Annotated in this window: 23 protein-coding genes and 1 other RNA gene; 4 read left to right on the top strand and 20 right to left on the bottom strand. The window is 49.0% G+C overall.

The genetic code is table 11. The features are described from left to right. Positions 1–131 precede the first annotated feature (131 nt). From OVA33_RS08230 to OVA33_RS08190, 9 genes are read right to left on the bottom strand one after another with little or no spacing between them, the layout of a single operon-like run. Complete coding sequence (locus tag OVA33_RS08230; protein WP_017418914.1) at positions 132–1460, bottom strand: LLM class flavin-dependent oxidoreductase; 1329 nt, start codon at positions 1458–1460, stop codon at positions 132–134. After that, positions 1457–1744, bottom strand: coding sequence for a glutaredoxin family protein (locus OVA33_RS08225; protein WP_017418913.1), 288 nt, complete (start codon positions 1742–1744; stop codon positions 1457–1459). The genes OVA33_RS08230 and OVA33_RS08225 overlap by 4 nt, the downstream gene beginning before the upstream one ends. 11 nt (positions 1745–1755) lie before the next feature. After that, a complete protein-coding gene (locus tag OVA33_RS08220; protein WP_128974227.1) occupies positions 1756–2763 on the bottom strand; it encodes an LLM class flavin-dependent oxidoreductase in 1008 nt (335 codons plus the stop codon). Further along, complete coding sequence (locus tag OVA33_RS08215) at positions 2760–3539, bottom strand: amino acid ABC transporter ATP-binding protein (RefSeq protein WP_014418886.1); 780 nt, start codon at positions 3537–3539, stop codon at positions 2760–2762. The genes OVA33_RS08220 and OVA33_RS08215 overlap by 4 nt, the downstream gene beginning before the upstream one ends. Then, positions 3536–4243, bottom strand: coding sequence for an amino acid ABC transporter permease (locus tag OVA33_RS08210; protein WP_017418911.1), 708 nt, complete (start codon positions 4241–4243; stop codon positions 3536–3538). The genes OVA33_RS08215 and OVA33_RS08210 overlap by 4 nt, the downstream gene beginning before the upstream one ends. 15 nt (positions 4244–4258) lie before the next feature. After that, on the bottom strand, positions 4259–4981 hold the full coding sequence (locus OVA33_RS08205) for an amino acid ABC transporter permease (protein ID WP_017418910.1): 723 nt from the start codon (positions 4979–4981) through the stop codon (positions 4259–4261). 22 nt (positions 4982–5003) lie between these two features. Continuing rightward, on the bottom strand, positions 5004–5816 hold the full coding sequence (locus OVA33_RS08200) for an amino acid ABC transporter substrate-binding protein (protein WP_017418909.1): 813 nt from the start codon (positions 5814–5816) through the stop codon (positions 5004–5006). 25 nt (positions 5817–5841) lie between these two features. Continuing rightward, positions 5842–6654, bottom strand: a complete 813-nt coding sequence (locus OVA33_RS08195) for an amino acid ABC transporter substrate-binding protein (protein ID WP_128974228.1) — start codon at positions 6652–6654, stop codon at positions 5842–5844. Next, complete coding sequence (locus OVA33_RS08190) at positions 6651–7190, bottom strand: GNAT family N-acetyltransferase (RefSeq protein ID WP_003151702.1); 540 nt, start codon at positions 7188–7190, stop codon at positions 6651–6653. The genes OVA33_RS08195 and OVA33_RS08190 overlap by 4 nt, the downstream gene beginning before the upstream one ends. Before the next feature lie 151 nt (positions 7191–7341). On the opposite strand from OVA33_RS08190, the gene OVA33_RS08185 reads away from it, so the two are divergent. After that, complete coding sequence (locus OVA33_RS08185; protein WP_017418907.1) at positions 7342–8232, top strand: LysR family transcriptional regulator; 891 nt, start codon at positions 7342–7344, stop codon at positions 8230–8232. Positions 8233–8270: 38 nt separating this feature from the next. Here OVA33_RS08185 and OVA33_RS08180 read toward each other — a convergent pair whose 3' ends face one another. The 9 genes from OVA33_RS08180 to OVA33_RS08140 form a co-directional block, all read right to left on the bottom strand. Further along, on the bottom strand, positions 8271–9065 hold the full coding sequence (locus OVA33_RS08180; RefSeq protein ID WP_003151697.1) for an SDR family NAD(P)-dependent oxidoreductase: 795 nt from the start codon (positions 9063–9065) through the stop codon (positions 8271–8273). Between the two features lie 113 nt (positions 9066–9178). Next, a complete protein-coding gene (locus OVA33_RS08175; protein WP_017418906.1) occupies positions 9179–9484 on the bottom strand; it encodes a barstar family protein in 306 nt (101 codons plus the stop codon). A gap of 137 nt (positions 9485–9621) precedes the next feature. Beyond that, on the bottom strand, positions 9622–9927 hold the full coding sequence (locus OVA33_RS08170) for a barstar family protein (protein ID WP_104842829.1): 306 nt from the start codon (positions 9925–9927) through the stop codon (positions 9622–9624). Positions 9928–10001: 74 nt separating this feature from the next. Further along, positions 10002–10364: a transfer-messenger RNA gene (gene ssrA / locus OVA33_RS08165) on the bottom strand. A gap of 168 nt (positions 10365–10532) precedes the next feature. After that, positions 10533–11003 (bottom strand): SsrA-binding protein, encoded by a 471-nt coding sequence (gene smpB, locus OVA33_RS08160; RefSeq protein WP_003151688.1) that lies wholly within the window; start codon positions 11001–11003, stop codon positions 10533–10535. A gap of 139 nt (positions 11004–11142) precedes the next feature. Beyond that, a complete protein-coding gene (rnr, locus tag OVA33_RS08155; RefSeq protein WP_063636463.1) occupies positions 11143–13476 on the bottom strand; it encodes a ribonuclease R in 2334 nt (777 codons plus the stop codon). 18 nt (positions 13477–13494) lie between these two features. Then, positions 13495–14235, bottom strand: a complete 741-nt coding sequence (locus OVA33_RS08150) for an alpha/beta hydrolase (RefSeq protein WP_007409986.1) — start codon at positions 14233–14235, stop codon at positions 13495–13497. Positions 14236–14353: 118 nt separating this feature from the next. Further along, positions 14354–14584, bottom strand: coding sequence for a preprotein translocase subunit SecG (gene secG / locus OVA33_RS08145; protein WP_003151681.1), 231 nt, complete (start codon positions 14582–14584; stop codon positions 14354–14356). A 123-nt stretch (positions 14585–14707) separates the two neighbouring features. Beyond that, complete coding sequence (locus tag OVA33_RS08140) at positions 14708–14893, bottom strand: helix-turn-helix domain-containing protein (protein WP_087920807.1); 186 nt, start codon at positions 14891–14893, stop codon at positions 14708–14710. A 195-nt stretch (positions 14894–15088) separates the two neighbouring features. On the opposite strand from OVA33_RS08140, the gene OVA33_RS08135 reads away from it, so the two are divergent. From OVA33_RS08135 to OVA33_RS08125, 3 genes are all read left to right on the top strand, one after another. Then, complete coding sequence (locus tag OVA33_RS08135; RefSeq protein WP_003151677.1) at positions 15089–15499, top strand: transcriptional repressor RghR; 411 nt, start codon at positions 15089–15091, stop codon at positions 15497–15499. A 24-nt stretch (positions 15500–15523) separates the two neighbouring features. After that, positions 15524–15955 carry a helix-turn-helix domain-containing protein gene (locus tag OVA33_RS08130; RefSeq protein ID WP_003151674.1) on the top strand — a complete coding sequence of 144 codons (432 nt, stop codon included), beginning with the start codon at positions 15524–15526 and terminating at the stop codon, positions 15953–15955. 80 nt (positions 15956–16035) lie between these two features. Then, positions 16036–16353, top strand: a complete 318-nt coding sequence (locus OVA33_RS08125; protein ID WP_007613812.1) for a catDE operon transcriptional regulator CatR — start codon at positions 16036–16038, stop codon at positions 16351–16353. A gap of 97 nt (positions 16354–16450) precedes the next feature. On the opposite strand, the gene OVA33_RS08120 is transcribed toward OVA33_RS08125, so the two are convergent. Both OVA33_RS08120 and OVA33_RS08115 read right to left on the bottom strand, forming a co-directional pair. Then, positions 16451–17854 carry a sensor histidine kinase gene (locus OVA33_RS08120; protein WP_017418904.1) on the bottom strand — a complete coding sequence of 468 codons (1404 nt, stop codon included), beginning with the start codon at positions 17852–17854 and terminating at the stop codon, positions 16451–16453. Then, entirely contained in the window at positions 17845–18507 is a 663-nt protein-coding gene (locus OVA33_RS08115) for a response regulator transcription factor (protein WP_003151668.1), read from the bottom strand. The genes OVA33_RS08120 and OVA33_RS08115 overlap by 10 nt, the downstream gene beginning before the upstream one ends. Positions 18508–18528: the final 21 nt, after the last annotated feature.

The raw sequence follows: 18528 nt of genomic DNA, 5'->3' as shown, positions 1-18528 counted from the left end.
TATACTGATCAGTTCTGTAATAATTATAGTTACAAAAAAATCATTTAGCAACAATAATATCTCGAAATCAGTATATTTTTTTGAAAAGGCTGTAATGACGGGAATGGCAAGCAGCAGAAAAAGCAGAAACCTCAGTTTCTGCTCAAAATCGGATTGGGTCTGCAGGCCGGAATATCCAATCCGAGATTCCCCCGCAGTGTATCGGCCGGATAGCTTTTTCGGTACAGCCCCTTTTCCTGAAGGATCGGTATGACTTGATCCACAAAGGCTTCAAGCATGCCCGGAATGTCAGAATGAATAATAAATCCGTCCGCCGCTTCCCGCTGAAACCATGTTTCAATTAATGATGCCACACGTTCCGGTGTGCCGATAAAATGGGTTCGCGGAAACGCGGCTTCGCGCGCCACTTGACGCAGCGTAAGATTCCGGGCTTTCGCCTCTCTTTTGATACGGTCTGTCGTGCTTTGAAACGCGTTTTTCCCGACGTCGCCCAAATCAGGAAACGGCTCATCCAGCGGAAAACGGCTCAGATCATAATCGTCAAAGAATCTGGCCACATATTTAACAGCGTTCTCTATCGGAATCAGCTCGGCGAATTCTTGGTATTTCGCTTCCGCTTCTTCTTGTGAGCCGGCTATAATCGGACTGATTCCCGGAAAGATCCGCAGCTTGGAAGCGTCCCGGCCGTAATCTGCCGCCCGCTTCTTCACATCATCATAAAAAGCTTTCGTTTCCTCAAGTGAATTGGAGTGCGTAAAGACTGCATCTGCATTCCTCGCGGCAAACGACCGTCCGGTTTCTGAAGACCCCGCTTGGAAAACAACCGGCTCTCCCTGTTTGGACCGGCCGATATTCAGCGGGCCCTCCACTTGAAAATACTCGCCTTTATGATACAGGCGATGCAGTTTGTAAGGGTCAAAAAACTGCCCGGTTTCTTTGTTGCGGACGAAGGCATCTTCTTCCCAGGAATTCCACAGGCCGCGCACCACGTCCACATGTTCCTGGGCGATGGCATAGCGCCGGCTGTGGTCGGGAAGGCTTTCTTTGCTGTGATTGCGCGCGGCTCCCGCCTGCGGAGAGGTGACGAGATTCCAGCCCGCCCGGCCGCCGCTGATATGGTCAAGAGACATCAGCTGTCTTGCGATGGTGAACGGCTCAGTGAACGATGTGGAAAATGTGCCGATTAAACCAAGATGGGTTGTAGATGCGGTAAGCGCCGATAAAATAGTGATCGGCTCAAACCGATTTAAGAAGTGCGGGATGGACTTTTCAGAAATGAACAAGCCGTCCGCAATAAAAGCAAAGCTGAACAGCCCTCTTTCAGCAGTCTGCGCTTTTTGCCTGTAAAACGCCGCATTCGTGCTTGCTGTCGGATCGGCGTCGGGATGACGCCAGCCGTCCGTTGTGCCGCCGACACCGTGAATCATGGCTCCGAATTGAATAAGATCCGTCCGGTTCATTTTCTCTCCCCCTTTTTCCCCTCGTAATCGGCAAGCGCCCGTTCTACATGTTCAATGCCGACTTGAGTAACGGCCTGATACACACGACTGTCACCGCTGCCGATTTCAACGACGGGGACATGACGGATGCCGTACTTCGCCTGCAGCACGTCACGTAATTCATCCCGCTCTGTCACATCAATTGTTTCGTATGCAACGGCTTTTTCCCGCAAATATCCTTTCACTTCATCGCAATAGGAGCAGCCCTGTTTGCTCCAGACCACTACGTTTACTTCATGACTCATGTTCATCCCTCCTATAATTGTGGGGCCGGCTGCACCGCTTCGCTTAACAGCCGGTAAGACAATCGTTTTTCCTCAGCGTTTTTGATAGGCGACAAAATCACAAAATCAGTAATGCTGTATTGAACGGATAATCGTCGCAGCTCGGCGGCGGTCTCTTCTTTTGTCCCGGCAATCACACCCGTCTTTTGTGTAATCAGCTTATATGGCTGCGTGACTTGTTCAAGAAACGCTGCCGCTTGTTCCCGGGAACCGACATTCATCTTTTTGCCGTCTTCGAGAATGATTTTGACCGACTCACGCGATACCATGTGTTTTTCCGCTTCTGCTTTTGTATGCGCGGTAAATACCATCGGCGCAAGGTGAAATTCCGCCTTCGACCCTTTCGGCAGATGCTCGTCAAAGGCGTGGCGCGCTTTTTCTAACGCAGCCTCTTCACCGTTTATGAAATAGGCGAAAACGAAGGAAATGCCGAGTTTGGCCGCGGATATCGCGCTTTCCGTGCTGCCGCCGAGCAAAAAGATGTCAGGCGCATACTCAGTATGCGGCGCCGGCCGCAATGACGCGTAGCGGTGCGAGTCCGGAAAATCATTTCGGATGAAATGAGTCAGCTCCTCAAGCTTTTCTTCAAATAAACGGGCGGGCTGAATAAGCTCCCGCTGCAGCGCATCGGTTGACAGCTGAAATCCGCCGGGCGCTTTGCCGACACCGAGCGCCACACGGCCGGGAGCAAGGGCGGACAGAACCCGGAACTGCTCCGCCACTTTATAAGGACTGTAATGCTGCAGCATCACCCCGCCGGATGCGAGACGGATTTTTTTCGTGCTTGCGGCAAGATACCCCAGAACAATTTCCGGAGCTGATCCTGCTATCTCTTCATTGTTATGATGCTCCGCCGCCCAGAAACGGTCATATCCGTATTGTTCGGCCTCCTGAGCCAATTTCACCGTTTGCCGCAAGGCTTCTTCTGCGGTTTGGTTTTCCGCGGTGACACTTTGGTCTAAAATGCTTAAACGAATCATACGACAGGCTCCTTTATGCGCTCTTTTATGTCATAACCGTAATCAGGCAGCACGCGGCGGAGGAACTTCTTCGTTCTTTCTTTTTTCGTCTTGTAAAAGACTTCCTCAGGCGTTCCTTGTTCCACGATTGCTCCTTCATCCATAAACACAATTTGGTCGGACACTCTTCTGGCGAATTCCATTTCATGTGTGACAATGATCATGGTGGCGCCGGTCCGCACAATGTTAAGCATCACATCGAGCACCTCGCCGACAAGCTCCGGATCAAGGGCTGCGGTCGGTTCGTCAAACAGCATCACATCAGGATGAATGGCAAGCGCCCGGGCAATTCCGACCCGCTGCTTCTGTCCTCCCGATAGCTGATTCGGATAGGCGTGCAATTTATCCTGAAGCCCCACCTTGGCCAGTTCCCGCTCGGCAATGGCGTACGCATCTGTTTTTTTCATTTTCCTTGCGACCGTCAGGCCTTCCATGACATTTTGAATCGCCGTTTTATGCGAAAACAAATGATATTGCTGAAAAACCATCGCCGTCTGTTTCCTCAGTCTGAGAATGTCTTTTTTGGCAGGCTTTTTGCAGTTAATGACTTCACCGTGCAGCGAAATGGCGCCCTCATCCGGCCGCTCAAGTAAATTAAGGCAGCGCAGAAAAGTGGTTTTCCCGGAACCGCTCGGGCCGATGATGGTCACGACTTCTCCTTTCCGGACACTTAAATTGATCCCCTTTAGCACGTGATGACTGCCAAAATGTTTCTGAATGTTTCGGATTTCGATCATAATGCGCCTCCTTGATATCTGGCCGCTCTTTTTTCCGCCAGACTGTTTACAGCTTCGAGAATCAGCGTTAATCCCCAATAAATCACGGCCGCCCCGATAAATGCTTCCAGAAACGCATAGTTATCGGATGCCGCAATCGTCGCCGTTCCTGTAATTTCAGGCACTGCAACAATTGCCGCGATGGAAGTGGTATGCAAAAAGCCGATGCCTATATTGGTGAAGTTCGGCAGCGATATCACGAACGCCTGCGGCAGAACCACGCGCCGAATCATCTGTCCCCGCGTCAGGCCGATTGAATATGCCGCCTCCGCCTGCCCCGTATCGACGGCCATGATCCCGGATCGGAGAATTTCCGTCATATAAGCGCCTGCCGTTAATGACAGTGCCATGATGACAAACACGGCGACCGGAATCTGATTGGCCGACCAGCCGAGATGAAACGCGCGGCTGAATTGATCGGCAATCAGCGGAACCCCTAAATAAATCAGCATAATATGGAGAATCGCCGGGGTGCTGCGGAAAAAAGACACGTAAAACGATGAGCAGGCCAGCAGCCATTTGATGCGGAATATACGCACCGTGATATTGCCGAGAGCTATGAAAAATCCGGCAATAATCGGAATGACCGTCATCGCCAATGTAAGCGGAACGGTTTTCATCATTTGTTTTATCGCAGTGCCGATAAACGGAATGTCCAGCTCCACTGTTCTCCCTCCTTTTCAGCCGTGCGCGCTCATGTCAAAAACCGTCACAAGGCGCGTCTCATCTTTCTTGATTCGTTTTTCGGCCCATCTGAAGACACGTTCAAATAAAAGGGCGGCCGCATAATACAGAACAGAAAGCGAGATATACACTTCTAAAGAATGATTGCTCGATGTAATCAAGGTCTGTCCTCTGCCCGACATATCCATCACCCCGATCGAAAAAGCGAGTGATGTATCTTTTAAGAAACCGATCACCATATTTCCGATGTTGGGAAAGGCCTGCACAAGCGCCTGCGGCAGAATGATGCGCCGGAATGTCTGCCCCCCGTTCAGCCCGATGCTGAACGCCGCCTCCGCCTGCCCGCGGTCGACGCTGTTCACACCTCCCCTGATGATTTCCGCCGCTCTTGCCGCGCTGCTCAGCGCATACGTGGCGATGGCCGCATACAAAGGGTCCATTTTGGAGGTATCAATCCCGGCGAGCGCCGTGAGCGCCGGAATGCCGTAAAATACAATGAACAGCTGCACCATGATAGGCGTTCCTCTGAAAAAAGAGATATACAGCTTCGCAAACTGATTCAAGACGGGAATGCGATAGATGCGGGGCAGCGCCAAAAGCAGCCCCAATAGAAAGCCGAACAGCAAAGACACCGCCAATATATACAGCGTGACGGGCAAATACCCGAGCAATGTCGGCACAAAGGACGCGATCATACTGATATCAAACGCTTTTTCCATTGCCGATCCCTCTCTTTTTCACTTAATATTGCTCCTTTGAATAATCCGCGCCGAGCCACTTTTCACTCAGCTTTTTAAGCGTGCCGTCATCAATGATTTCCTGCAGGGCTTTATCAATGTCATCGCTCAGCGTTTGTTCATTTTTGTTAAACATAAAGAACACTTTGGCATTTGACAGCACCCCGCCGACTGTTTTTTCTTTGATCGCGCTCGTTTTGTTTTGGAAATCGACGGCAAACGGCGTTGAAATCGTCGCATCGGCGCGGCCGGATTTCAGCTGATTGGCCGCATCGTTGGAGCCTTGGCCGGCATAAGCGATTTCAAACGGACTGTCGTGTTCTTCATTCCATTTCTTCAGCACAAGCGCGCCGTTTGACGTCGGACTCGTAATGACCCGCTTCCCTTTCAAGTCATCAATGCCGTGAATGTTCCCGTTTTCTTGAAGCACCGTGATTTTCAGCGGGAAGTTGTTATACGCGACTTGATTGAACAGAAATTTTTTCTCCCGTTCGGCGCTTTTCTCCATTTGATGGGCTACGATATCGACTTTATGCTGGCCGAGGCTGACAAGCAGGTTGGAGAAATCCATCGTTTTAAAAGTGAAACGATAGTCCGGCAGGCGCCTGTCAAGCTCTTTCACCAGCTCAACGTCGTAGCCCGTCAATTTGCCCTTATCATCAATAAAGCAAATATTCGGAAATTGAGTTCCCGTGCCGACCGTGATGTTGTTCACGTTTTTCTGATTGCCTGATGCCGCCTCCCCGCCCGCGCCGCAGGCTGATAACGCCGCCGTTGCGGCAATTGTTAATGACATGACCGCCAATCTTATTTTCATGTGATCGCCCCGTTTTCTGCTTCAATTATTTCGTGAAACTTGATTTTGAATAATCCGCGCCGAGCCATTTTTCACTCAGCCTTTTCAATGTGCCGTCCTTCTCAAGCTTTTGAATCGCCCGATCCGTATCGTCCGCCAGGGTTTGGCTGTTTTTATTGAACATAAAATACACCTCGGTATCCAGCAGCACATCACCGACCGTTTTTTGTTTGAACGCGTGCGTCTTATTTTGAAAATCGACGGCAAACGGCGTGGATACGGTGGCGTCAGCGCGTCCCGTCTCAATTTGGTTTGCTGTATCATTGCCGCCCTGCCCGGCGTATTTCAAATGTATCGGGCTGCCGTGGGTTTTGTTGTATGCCGTCATATAGTCCGCCGCGTTTGACGTCGCGCCGACGATGACGGTTTTCCCTTTTAAATCCCGGAGCGTGTGTATCGCGTCATTATCCGCCTTCACCGTGATGTACATCGGCGAGTAGTTATACGGGATCTTGTGATACAAAAAGCGTTTCTCCCGTTCCTTATTTTTCGCCATATTGTGCGCGATCACGTCAATTTTCCGGTTTCCGAGACTTGTGAGCAGATTCGAAAAATCCATCGTCTTAAAGACAAATTTGTATTGCGGCAGCTGTTTATCAATGGCTTTCATCACTTCAATGTCATAGCCGGTCAGCTCGCCTTTTTCATCCATAAAAGCAATGTTCGGAAAATCAGTTCCCGTGCCGACAATGACGGTCTGCGCGCCGCTCCCCGCTTTTGTGCTTTCTCCTTGCCCGCACCCGGCCAGCACGCCGAGCAGCAGAAGCAGACAGCCGGCTCTGATCCGTTTTTTTATCATTGCGCCCAGCTCGGTGTGCCTAACAGCGACGCGTCAAACCGCTCCGGTATGAGCACCTTTCTCATCATGACTCCGATGTCTCCGTCTTTCTCCTGCTCAAAATACACTTCATACCCCCTCCGTCTGTACATATCTACAAGCCAGGGATGCTTGCGCGCCGAAGTGCCGAGCGTGATGGCCGGGGCCTTCAGCGTATCCCGCAGCACGTGTTCCTCTACATAAGTCAAAAGTTTGCTGCCGATGCCCTGCCCCTTCAGCTCAGGAAGCGTCGCAAACCACCAGACAAACGGATATTTTGACGGAGGCGTGTCACTCTCCCACGGAAAACGGATCGTAATTGTTGAAAGAAGCCGTCCGTCCCGTTCGAGCACGACGGCTGAATGATTTTCAATATTTTCTGTTACCATATCGATGTCGGCCCGCGCCGACGGCCAGTCAATCTCCAAATTGCGGATCGGCTGAAACGCGCTGTACAGCAGCTCTAAAAACTCCGGCGCATCCTTTTTCTCAGCCAATCGAAATATGTCTTCACTCATTCCGGTCACTCTCCCCGCAAAAATATATAATTCCAATTTGTTTACTAAGCTTTGATTGTTTATACTATAAAACAAACTGATTTATTTGACTAATCAAAAAAAGTAAAGGAAAGGTTCAAGAAAATTAATGAACAGCCGGGAGGGGATTTCGTTGGAATTACGCACCATTAAAACGTTTCATACCATCGTACAGTCAGGCAGCTTTTATAAGGCCGCCGAAATTCTGAACTACTCACAGCCGACGATTTCAATGCGGATTAAACAGCTGGAACAGGATGTAGGCGCGCAGCTGTTTGAACGGGGAAAGAAGCTGAAACTGACAAGGGCGGGGCGGCTGTTTCATGAGCGGGCCGGGCAGCTTCTCGCGCAATACGAGGTGCTTGACCATACTTTGGCCGACATCAGACAGGGCCAGGCCGGCCTTATTCAGATCGGCATATCCGAACCGACGGCAAGCCTGATCTTCCCTGCCGTACTGCGGGGTTTCTTACATGATTATCCTGACATGTCGGTCAATGTCAGCGTGGATGATGCCAATACATGCAGCCGCAAACTGCTGGAGGGCGCCATTGATTTTGCCGTATGCGGCGAGCCGGAGCTGATTCTGGAAAATTATTTCGATCCGTTTTTCCATGACTCGCTCAATGTCATCGTGTCAGACAGACATCCCCTTGCCGACAAAGCAAGCGTCAATCTCGAGGATTTAGAAAATGAATGCCTGATTTTCACGCCCGCCAATTGCCCGATCCGGATTCAAATTGAACAGCACCTGCAGCGTGCCATCGGGAGCCGCTATCGAAAAATGGAGCTGACCAGCAGCATGGCTCATCAATACTATGTCAGGGAAAATATCGGCGTCTCAATCTTTACGGCGACGGCGCACTCAGAACCGATCGAGGGCACGAAGGTCATTCCGATCAATAACTTAACAATTTCACCGCCGGTCGGGCTGTTGACAAACCAAAAAGAAGAGCATTTTGACTGCGCCACAAAAGATTTAATCAGCAGGATCATCGGCCGGTTTCAGCGTGATCCGCATTAAAAAAACCCCCGCTTTACGGGGGTTTTTTTACGTTCATCTTATATAATGCTCCGCACCAAGCCGCCGTCGATCCGCAATGCAGATCCGTTAATGGCAGACGACAGCGGGCTGCTTAAAAAGGCGACAAAGTGGGCGATTTCTTCCGGACGGATCAATCGCTGAATGATCGACGTCGGACGATTTTCCTTCATAAATCGTCTCTCCGCTTCAGCCACTGTCAGGTTTTCACCGGGATAAAGCGACTCAAGCATTGTTTCGACGCCCTCTGTTTTCGTGGAGCCGGGCATGACCGTATTCACCGTCACATTCGTCCCTTCCGTGAGCTCGGCCAGACTGCGTGACAGCGACAGCTGCGTCGTTTTCGTAGCGCTGTAATGGGCCATTTCCTGAGAAGGCATGACGGCCGCTTCACTCGCGATAAAAATCACCCGCCCTTCCTTCCGTTCAATCATCCGCTTTGCATACCGGCGTGTCAGCCTCACGCCGCTCATGATATTCACCTCGAAAAACCGGAGCCACTCTTCGTCAGGAATATCAAAGTATTCCGCAGGTTCAAAGATTCCTAAATTGTTGACGAGAATATCCACATCCGGATACTGCTGAAAAATCGCGCCGCACCCTTCCGCCGTGCCTAAATCAAATGCGGCCGGATAGAGACGGGCATCCGGCGTCTGTTTCTCTAGTTCCCGGATCGTTTCGTTCACCTTTTCTTCACGGCGGCCGTTAATGATCACGGCCGCACCTTCTGCAATCAGCGAAGCCGCAATCGCCTTCCCGATGCCTGACGTAGATCCCGTCACAAGCGCCGTCTTCCCTTTCAACTGCAAATCCATCATCCATTCCTCCCTATCGCAAGTCTCTTCTTATATATGGACAGAAATCGAAAGCCTGAAACCTTCCGTCCCTATTATCGGATAGAAAAATAGATGAGGGAAGTACGCACTTTTTAGTGCCTGTCCGTTGTCCCGGCTGACGGCTGATCGATTTGAATGACAAATCGATTCCCTAACTCTTCCTGAGCCTCTTGAAGCAGCTCCAAGACATCTTCCGCATCCGAACCCAATGCCTTTTGACTGGCCTCAAAGTTCTTCCACACCAAAGTCAGCGGAAGTTCGATCCAGCCTGTCAGACAATCCCATAAGGCATTCAGATTTTCACCATAATAGTCCGGGAAATCTAATTGATCTTTTAAGATTCGGTGTAATGCTTCTGTGCTTGTAACATCTTTTCCGTCTATGATGACTTTTAACATCAATAACACCTTCCACTATTTTATTTTATGAAATGTTTTATAATGGTCTGTTGTTTTATAGATTAACCCATCATTAGAATAAAGAAGTCCGTCCCTATTATCGGATAGAAAAATAGATGAGAGGAAGTACGCACTTTTTAGTGCCTGTCCGTTGTCCCGGCTGACGGCTGATCGATTTGAATGAAAAATTCACCATCTAATTCTGCCTGAGCCTTTTTTAATATCCTTAATACATCATCAGCATCCGAACCCAATGCCTTTTGACTGGCCTCAAAATTCTTCCACACCAATGTCAGCGGATATTCTATCCAGCCTGTCAGACAATCCCATAAGGCATTCAGATTTTCACCATAAAAGTCCGGGAAATCTAATTGATCTTTTAAGATTCGGTGTAAAGCTTCTGTGCTTGTAACATCTTTTCCGTCTATGATGACGATTTCCATTCACTTTCACTCCTTGATTTCGGCATGAAAAAACCGCAGTGCGTCATGTGACGGCACTGCGGTTCCTCTGTTATGTATGGAGACGGTGGGAGTCGAACCCACGTCCAGAAACATCGATTACTTAAGCGTCTACGAGCGTAGCCTGCATATTTCGTGTTTCACTCGTCTTCGTGCCTGCGGGCGGGCCTTCCGAGAGCTAGTCTGTCAGTCTCTTCTTACGTTCTCAGACGGGAACGCAAGCGTAGCCTACTTGGATGTGCTCTTCACGGACACATAGGCAATGTCAGGAAGAGCTCGCTGCGTTTATTAGGCAGCTAGTGCTAAGTTTTGGTTAAAACTTTTAGTTTTGCCAGTTATATTTAGGTGCGTGTTAACGAGATCGCCTCTCGGCTCGCAGCTCAAGCTCGATCCATCCCTGTCGAATCCGTAACGTCCCCTTGTTAAGGGTATACGGGAGATCTATCAAGCTCTTGCTCAACTGGCTGTACTGTTATTATACCATGATCACAGGCAAATTCAATTGGGAATGTCTTCAATAAACAGCCTGTGAATCTGATGTGTGAACAGTATAGCACAGGGCATATCATCACATCAAGGCTCATGCATCAGAAGCCTTTTTGTCTGTCTCTGAACGCTCTTTCGATTTCTCTTTTGGCGTCTTTTCGTTTTAAATCTTCGCGTTTATCGTATGTTTTCTTCCCTTTTCCGAGGCCGATTAACACTTTGGCAAAGCCGTTTTTCAAATACAGCTTCAGCGGCACGAGGGAATAGCCTTTCTCTTTCGTCAGGCCGATCAGCTTATTGATTTCTTTCCGGTGCATCAAAAGCTTTCTCGTCCGGAGCGGGTCATGGTTATAGCGGTTTCCCTGCTCGTACGGGCTGATGTGCATGTTGTGGAGGAACACTTCGCCGCGTTCGATTTTCGCAAAGGAATCCTTCATGTTTACGCGGCCGGCGCGGATGGACTTAATCTCCGTTCCCTGCAGCACGATGCCTGTTTCATAGGTTTCTTCTATAAAGTAATCATGGTTTGCTTTTTTGTTTTGCGATAATACTTTGCCTGATCCTTTTGGCATGCCTTATCCTCCTCTCTCCGCAAAAACCGTTCATGTGTGCGATACGCTTTATTTTAGCAAATGGAGCGTTCCGCGACAATGAAAATGCGGCTTGCGAAAGAAAGCAAACAGAGCATTTTGCCCCATTTGCTTTTCGCATTTACTTCTTCTTTTTGCGTTTTTGTTTCGGCGCGTTTTGGAAACCGCGTTTTTTCTTTTTCTTCTTCGGTTTTGTAAACCATTCCCCTTTTTCCTCCGATTTCGGCGGTGAAGCCGGGGTATTGCTGTTTAACACGCGTTTCCGCGCCGGTCTGCCTCGTTTTCTGCGGTCGCCTGTTGTTTCTCTCGGACGGCGGGTGCCTTTCATGCCGACAATTTCAAAGTCGATGTTTCTCTCATCTTTATTGACGTCGACGACTTTGACCGTGATTTCGTCTCCGATGCGGTAAACGTTGCCCGTGCGTTCACCGATCATGGCGAAATGCTGCTCGTCAAAACGGTAATAATCATCCGTCATAAAGCTGACGTGCACAAGCCCTTCAATCGTATTCGGCAGCTCGACGAACATTCCGAAATTCGTGACGGAACTGATCATGCCGTCAAATTCCTCGCCGATTTTATCAAGCATATATTCCGCTTTTTTCAGATCGTCCGTTTCCCGCTCGGCGTCAACGGCGCGACGTTCCATCGTTGACGTATGATCAGCGATTTCCGGAAGGCGTTCGGCCCACTTTTCTTGAGTCGCTTCGTCCGATTGTCCGTTGATCAAATACGTTCTGATCAGCCTGTGAACGATTAAGTCAGGATAACGGCGGATCGGCGATGTGAAGTGTGTATAAAACTCAGTCGCCAGCCCGAAATGGCCCAGGCTTTGCGGGTCGTATTTCGCCTGCTTCATGGAACGGAGCATGACCGTTGAAATCACCGTTTCTTCCGGACGGTCCCGTACTTCATCAAGAATGCTTTGCAGCGCGCGCGGATGAATGTCTCCGGCTTTCCCTTTGACGATATAACCGAATGTCGTGACGAACTCCAGGAACTTTTGCAGTTTTTCGGCGTTCGGCTCTTCGTGAATCCGGTAAATAAACGGCACGTTCATCCAATGGAAGTGCTCGGCCACCGTTTCGTTTGCGACAAGCATGAATTCTTCGATCAGCTTTTCCGCTACTGAGCGCTCTCTGATGACGACGTCTTTTACGGCGCCTTCCTTATCGACGAGCACCTTCGCCTCTTTGAAATCAAAATCCACGGCGCCGCGGTCCATCCGTTTCGCCCGGAGAATTTCCGCCAGACGTTCCATGTCTTTAAACATCGGGACGAGCGGCTCATATCTTTCTTTCAGCTCGGCGTCGTCTTCTGTGAGGATCCGGTTGACATCTGAATAGGTCATTCTTTCCGTCGTTTTGATGACGCTTTGGAAGATCTCGTGCTCCGTTACCTGTCCCTGCTGGTTGATTGTCATTTCGCAGGAAAGCGTCAGCCGGTCGACCTTCGGATTTAAAGAACAGATTCCGTTAGACAGTCTGTGAGGAATCATCGGAATGACCCGGTCAACCAAGTATACGCTTGTCCCTCTTTCCAGCGCTTCTTTATCAATCGGGGAATTCTCCGTGACGTAATGGCTGACGTCGGCAATATGGACGCCGAGCTTGTAGCTGCTGTTATCAAGCTTTGTCACGGTGACGGCGTCATCCAGATCCTTCGCATCCGCGCCGTCAATGGTGACAATGACCTGATCGCGGAGATCACGGCGGTTTTTGATGTCTTTTTCATCGATGGTATCCGGCGTGCTTGTTGCCTGCTCCATCGCTTCAGCCGGAAAGTCCCCCGGCAGGCCGTGCTTATGGATAATTGATAAAATATCGATGCCCGGATCATTTTTATGGCCGAGTATTTCAACGATTTCTCCTTCGGCGTTCATTCTGCCTTCAGGGTAGCTTGTCAGTTTGACGACGACTTTATGGCCTTCCGCAGCGCCGTTATTGGCATGTTTCGGAATAAAAATATCACTCGTGATTTTCTTATCATCCGGGATGACAAAGCCGAAGCTTTTCGTTTCTGTGTATGTGCCCACGACGCGGTCGATGCTTCTTTCCAGGATGCGGATGACCGTGCCTTCCTGTCTCGATCCGCTTGACTGGGAATTGAGCCGCACCATGACGATATCGCCGTTCATGGCCGTATTCAGCTCATTCGGCGGAATAAACACATCGCTTAAAGAGGTATCCTCCGGCAATAGAAACGCGAATCCCTTCGCATGCGCGGAAATTTTTCCTTTTACTAAATTCATTTTTTCCGGAAGCCCGTAGCGGTTGCTTCTGGTGCGGACGATCTGTCCCGTCTCCTCGAGCGCCACCAGCGCTTTTACCAGCTCTTTAAATTCATCTGCTTCCGTGATGTTCAGCATCTCCTCGAGTTCCTGAACGGTAAGGGGCTTGTACGCCTCTTCCTTCATAAACGCGAGAAGACGGTCCATAAACGCTTCTTTTTCCATTATTCGACCTCCTGTTTGTTACCAATCGAGTTTCTCTAAAAATTCGTACACATCCTGATGAACGAGGTCCCGTTCTTTATCAAGCGTGATGACATGGCCTGATTCTTCATACCATTTCAGCTGTTTGTCGTCCGTTTCCACCTCGTTGTAAATGATGTTCGCACTTTCTGTATTGATCATATGGTCATGCCGTGCCTGAACCACAAATGTCGGGGAATAGATCATGTCGACGTTTTTGCGCACATCGGCAATCAGCTCTTGAAGCGATTTGAGCGTATTCATCGGTGTTTTTTCAAACTCCTTCATTTCCTTTTCAATCTGCTCCGGCTGTTTTCCTTCGAATTTTTTATAATTGCGCGCGTAGGAAAGAACTCCTTCGTACATAACCTCTTCACTTTTAATGTGCATCGGCGCACACATAGGAACAATTCCCTTTATGGGTACAGTGTAACCCAATTTCAATGAAAAAACCCCGCCCAGCGACAGTCCGCAGGCCGCAATGTTTTCATAGCCTTCAGACCGTAAATATTCATAACCGTCCATGACGTCTTTCCACCAATCTTCAGGCCCCGTATGTACCAGCTCTTCCGGCGGAACGCCGTGCCCTTTATATTGAGGCGCGTGACAAGTGTAGCCGCGCTCATTCAAGTAGCGGCCGAGCATTCTGACGTCTGCCGTATTTCCCGTAAATCCGTGCAGCAGAAGCACCGCTTTGTCTCCGCCTTTAAATGTAAATGGTTTTGGTGTCACAATTTTCATGCTCATAACCCCTTTTTTGCACATTCAATTTAGTTTTCCACAGTTTTGCGAGAAACAAACGCCGTCTCTCAACAAGAAAAAGGCCTGATATTAAATCAGACCTTATACAAACATTGCCTTATACGATATACGCCAGCGAAATCGTCAACACGAAAAACAAGACTGCCAGCACAACGGTTGTGCGGTGAAGAATCAGATCAAGGCCCCTTGCTTTCTGTTTTCCGAAAAGCTGCTCCGCCCCGCCTGAAATTGCACCCGATAAACCGGCGCTTTTGCTGGTTTGAAGCAATACGACAATAATAAGTGCAATACTGACGATAACCAATAAGGTAATCAATAATGTGTGCATTCCATACACCTCCAGACTGACTGGCCTACATTGCTTCTATTTTACATGAAAAGCAAAGGCATGTCACGCCGTATCGGTATACATCATGTCAGAAAAACGGAAATGCGTTTGAATCTTCCATCATCATTGACTTTTGTCAACAAAGTCGTAGTAAAAAAGATCTTCAAATTTCATGTCAAAGTAATAGAGCATTTTTCCGATGACCAGCTGTCCCGGCCTCCGCTCTCCATTCAGTACACGGCTCAGTGTGGCGGGAGATATTCCGATCTCCAGGGCGAGCTGGTTTAACGAGTAGTCATTATTGACCATATACTGCAGCACATAATCTCTTCTGATCTGTATCTTTTCGACCACTTTCTTCACCTTCCGTTCTGTCAAATACTTTCTTTCTTATACATAAGATACGGCTTTTGTTAACTTTTGTCAATACTTTTCCAGCCTGGCTATTCCCTTTAGTCAATAAACATACTAGAATATAAATAGACCGCGGGAGGGGGAGAGACTGTGGAAAGCTTCGGGAAACAATTGCGGACATTGCGGGAAAAAAGGCATCTGACAGTGAACCAGCTGGCAACGTATTCAGGCGTCAGCGCCGCGGGAATCTCGCGGATTGAAAACGGCAAACGCGGGGTGCCGAAACCTGCAACCATTAAAAAGCTCGCAGATGCGTTAAAAATCCCGTATGAGGAACTGATGCAGACGGCGGGATACATAGAGACCGTCCAGGAAACGAGAGCCCCGTACGACACGGGCTGCACCTTGCTGGAAAAAGCCGAAACGTATGAGCTGCATGATTTATCCCTATTGGAGCGGGAGAACTGGCGGCACCTGTCGAAAGAAGACTTGGTTCTGCTTGATAAATACTTTGCGTTCTTATCGGCGGAAGCCAAAAAAAGAACAAACGAAGACTCATGACTTTGCACATGTGAGGCGATCTTATTGAACACATTCGGAAAGCAATTAAGAGAGCTGCGCCGCGCCCGGAAGCTTACCGTCAATCAGCTTGCCGTCTATTCCGGTGTCAGCTCGGCGACCATTTCCAGAATTGAAAACGGGCACCGCGGCATTCCTAAACCCGCGACCATCAGAAAATTGGCGGACACATTAAAAATTCCGTACGAGGAGTTAATGGCGCGGGCCGGACACATCAAGGCATTTCAGGAGGAAATCCGCGAAACATCCGAAAGCTATCAATCCATCTGCGCCATCTATCAGACCGCCGTTGACAGAGGCGCGGAGCATCTGCCGCTGTTTGACAGCAAAAAGTGGCAGCACTTCACAAAAGAAGATATTGAAAGCGTCAGCAAATACTTTGATTTTATCGCGGCTGAAGCGAAAAAGCGCTCCCCGGATTCCTCATCCTCTTTTTGATTCCCTCCCAACTTAACGAGCGCCAGACATACGTTCCCTCCGATTTTGCGGTATAATAGCAGAAGACGAGGTGAAAAAGCATGAACCAATCAGAAATGTGCCCCAGATTCGAAAAAGCGGTCGACATCCTAAGTAAACGCTGGGTGGCTCTAATCGTCTTTCAGTTATTGAACGGACAGCAGCGATTTAGCGAAATTGAAGCGGCGCTTCCGAATTTAAGCGGAAGAGTCTTGTCAGAACGTCTGAAAGAACTTGAAACAGAAGGTGTCATCAAACGGGATGTTATCCCCGAAACGCCTGTCCGCATTGAGTATTCATTAACGGAAAAAGGCTGCGCATTAGCCCCTATTTTAGAGGAAATTTCCAAGTGGTCTTCACAATGGATTGATCCTTCCTGATAAACTCTTTTCCGCATAAGCGGCTGATCTCTCAAACGGGCAGCCGTTTTTATTTTTGCCTTTCTCAAAGAAACATGGAAACAGAAAAAACAAGCCCTCATACGTGCAGGGCTTGTTTTTGTCTGACGCCTTCCAGCGGAATTCGAATCTCCGCCCGGGCTCCTCCAGACTCCTGATTTTCAAGTATTAATTCGCCGTGGTGAAGATGTACGACATGATGGGCGAATGTAAGCCCCATGCCGTGATGCCCCGCCGAATGTCTGCTTTTATCCTCCGTGTAAAAAAGCTGTGTCGCTCTTTTCAGCGCTTCCGGCGAGAACCCGCTTCCGCTGTCGGATACGGCAAGATGGAGGGCGGAATCGGTGCACAGGACGTCCACACGGATTTCTCCTCCTTCCGGCGTATAGTCGACGGCATTTGCCGCGATATTCATGACCGCCCTGTGGAGCAGCTCATGATCGATCGGCGCTTCTATTCGGTCAATTCCCCGTTCGCTGAGGACGAGATCAATCTGCTTCGGCCCCGCAAGCGCCGCCGCGTCACGATATATGTTTTGAATCCACTCTTTGAGGTCAGTATATTCCACATGAACGGCAACTGCCTCCTCCGCTTTGGAAAGCTGGATCAGCTGTCCGACATAATGCTCGATTTTGTTTCCGGCATCCAGAATATACTGCGCATATTCCGCCTGCTCCTCATCAGGCTCTGTTAACTGAAGCAGCTCGGCATTTCCTTTAATGATCGTTGCCGGAATTTTAATATCATGCGCAAGCGCGCCGATCTGTTCTTTCTTTATCCGCTCCGCCTCCCACTGCGCCGCCAGAGATGCTTGAAGCGCGTCTTTCATTTTCAGCAGAGAGTCAATGACATCGTCAAATTCTTTTATACGCGACCTTTTTGGATTGATATTTAAATTCTGTTTTTGAATGCTTGCCGTAATGGAGCTGAGTGTGCTGAAATGCCGTCTCAGCTGATTGGCGAAACGCGTCGTCACGATAAAAACGGTCAAAAGAAGCAAAGTGATCAGAATCGTAAGACCCGTCCATTCATAATTCGGCAGATAGCGCCTTAACAGCGGCGACTGAAATTCCGACCTGAGTGAATATTGGAGAACGCCGTATTCATCTTTCCGATTTATCACCATGAATCCTTTTTGAGCATAATTAAAATACGGCTGATGCTGAATCTTTTTTCTGGCGTTGGCCGCATCTTGTTCCGTCATCGTTCCTTTCGTCATCCGCTTTGTTTTTTTATCAAAAACGGCGTATGTCATACCTGCGGGGATCATATCTTCTGTTATCTTTTCCGCTGATTTCAGGCGGGGTTTGATCTGTTCCGCCTCATGCTCGCTGTAGTTTGCGGGCAGGATCGCTCCGGCATTCATGGCAATGGCATTTAAGGCGACACATAATGCCGCCACCCCCATCGTGCTCAGACACAGTGTGATCGTAAATTTGACAAGCTCTTTGCGGATGCTGGATTTTCCTTTTGCTATTCCCATTTGTATCCGACACCCCACACCGTTTTGATCGGATCAGCCCCGTGTTCTTTACATTTTTTACGGATGGTTCTGATAAACTCCGTAATGGTTGAATAGAGCGCATCGCCGTCCAAGCCGTACACTTCCTCGTAAATCTGCTCCCGTGAGAATGTTCTGTTTTTATGCTGTGCCAGAAATTCAACGATTTTATATTCGTTTTTCGTAAGAGGCAGTTTCCGGTCATCCATCCACACTTCTTTATTGTCAAAATCAAACATGAAGCCTGATATCAGCCGTTTCGTCTGATGCTTTTCCCGCCGTTCCCTTCTGACATGCGCGTTTACCCTTGCCATCAATTCCTGTACGCCGAACGGCTTTGTGATGTAATCATCAGCGCCTGTCATGAGGCCTTTCACAATGGATTCTTCGTCAGACTTTGCCGTTAAAAACAGGATCGGGCTGTCCACCAGCGGCCGAATCCGCCGGCAGAGTTCAATCCCGTCCGTTCCGGGCATCATGACATCGAGAAGAATCAAATCATAGCCTTGAAAAAAATCCAATGACTGATCCTCCGCTTTTTCCAGAATCGTTACTGTATGCTGATCACGCTGTAAAATGTTTCTGATCAGAACGAGAATATCTTTTTCATCATCAATTGCTAAAATGTTTGCCACCGGCCGAATCGCTCCTTGCCT

It is taken from the genome of Bacillus sp. KICET-1 (assembly GCF_027721405.1).
GTDB lineage: Bacteria > Bacillota > Bacilli > Bacillales > Bacillaceae > Bacillus > Bacillus velezensis.
The sequence above is the reverse complement of the archived record's forward strand: the minus strand, read 5'-3'. Positions and strand labels throughout refer to the sequence as shown.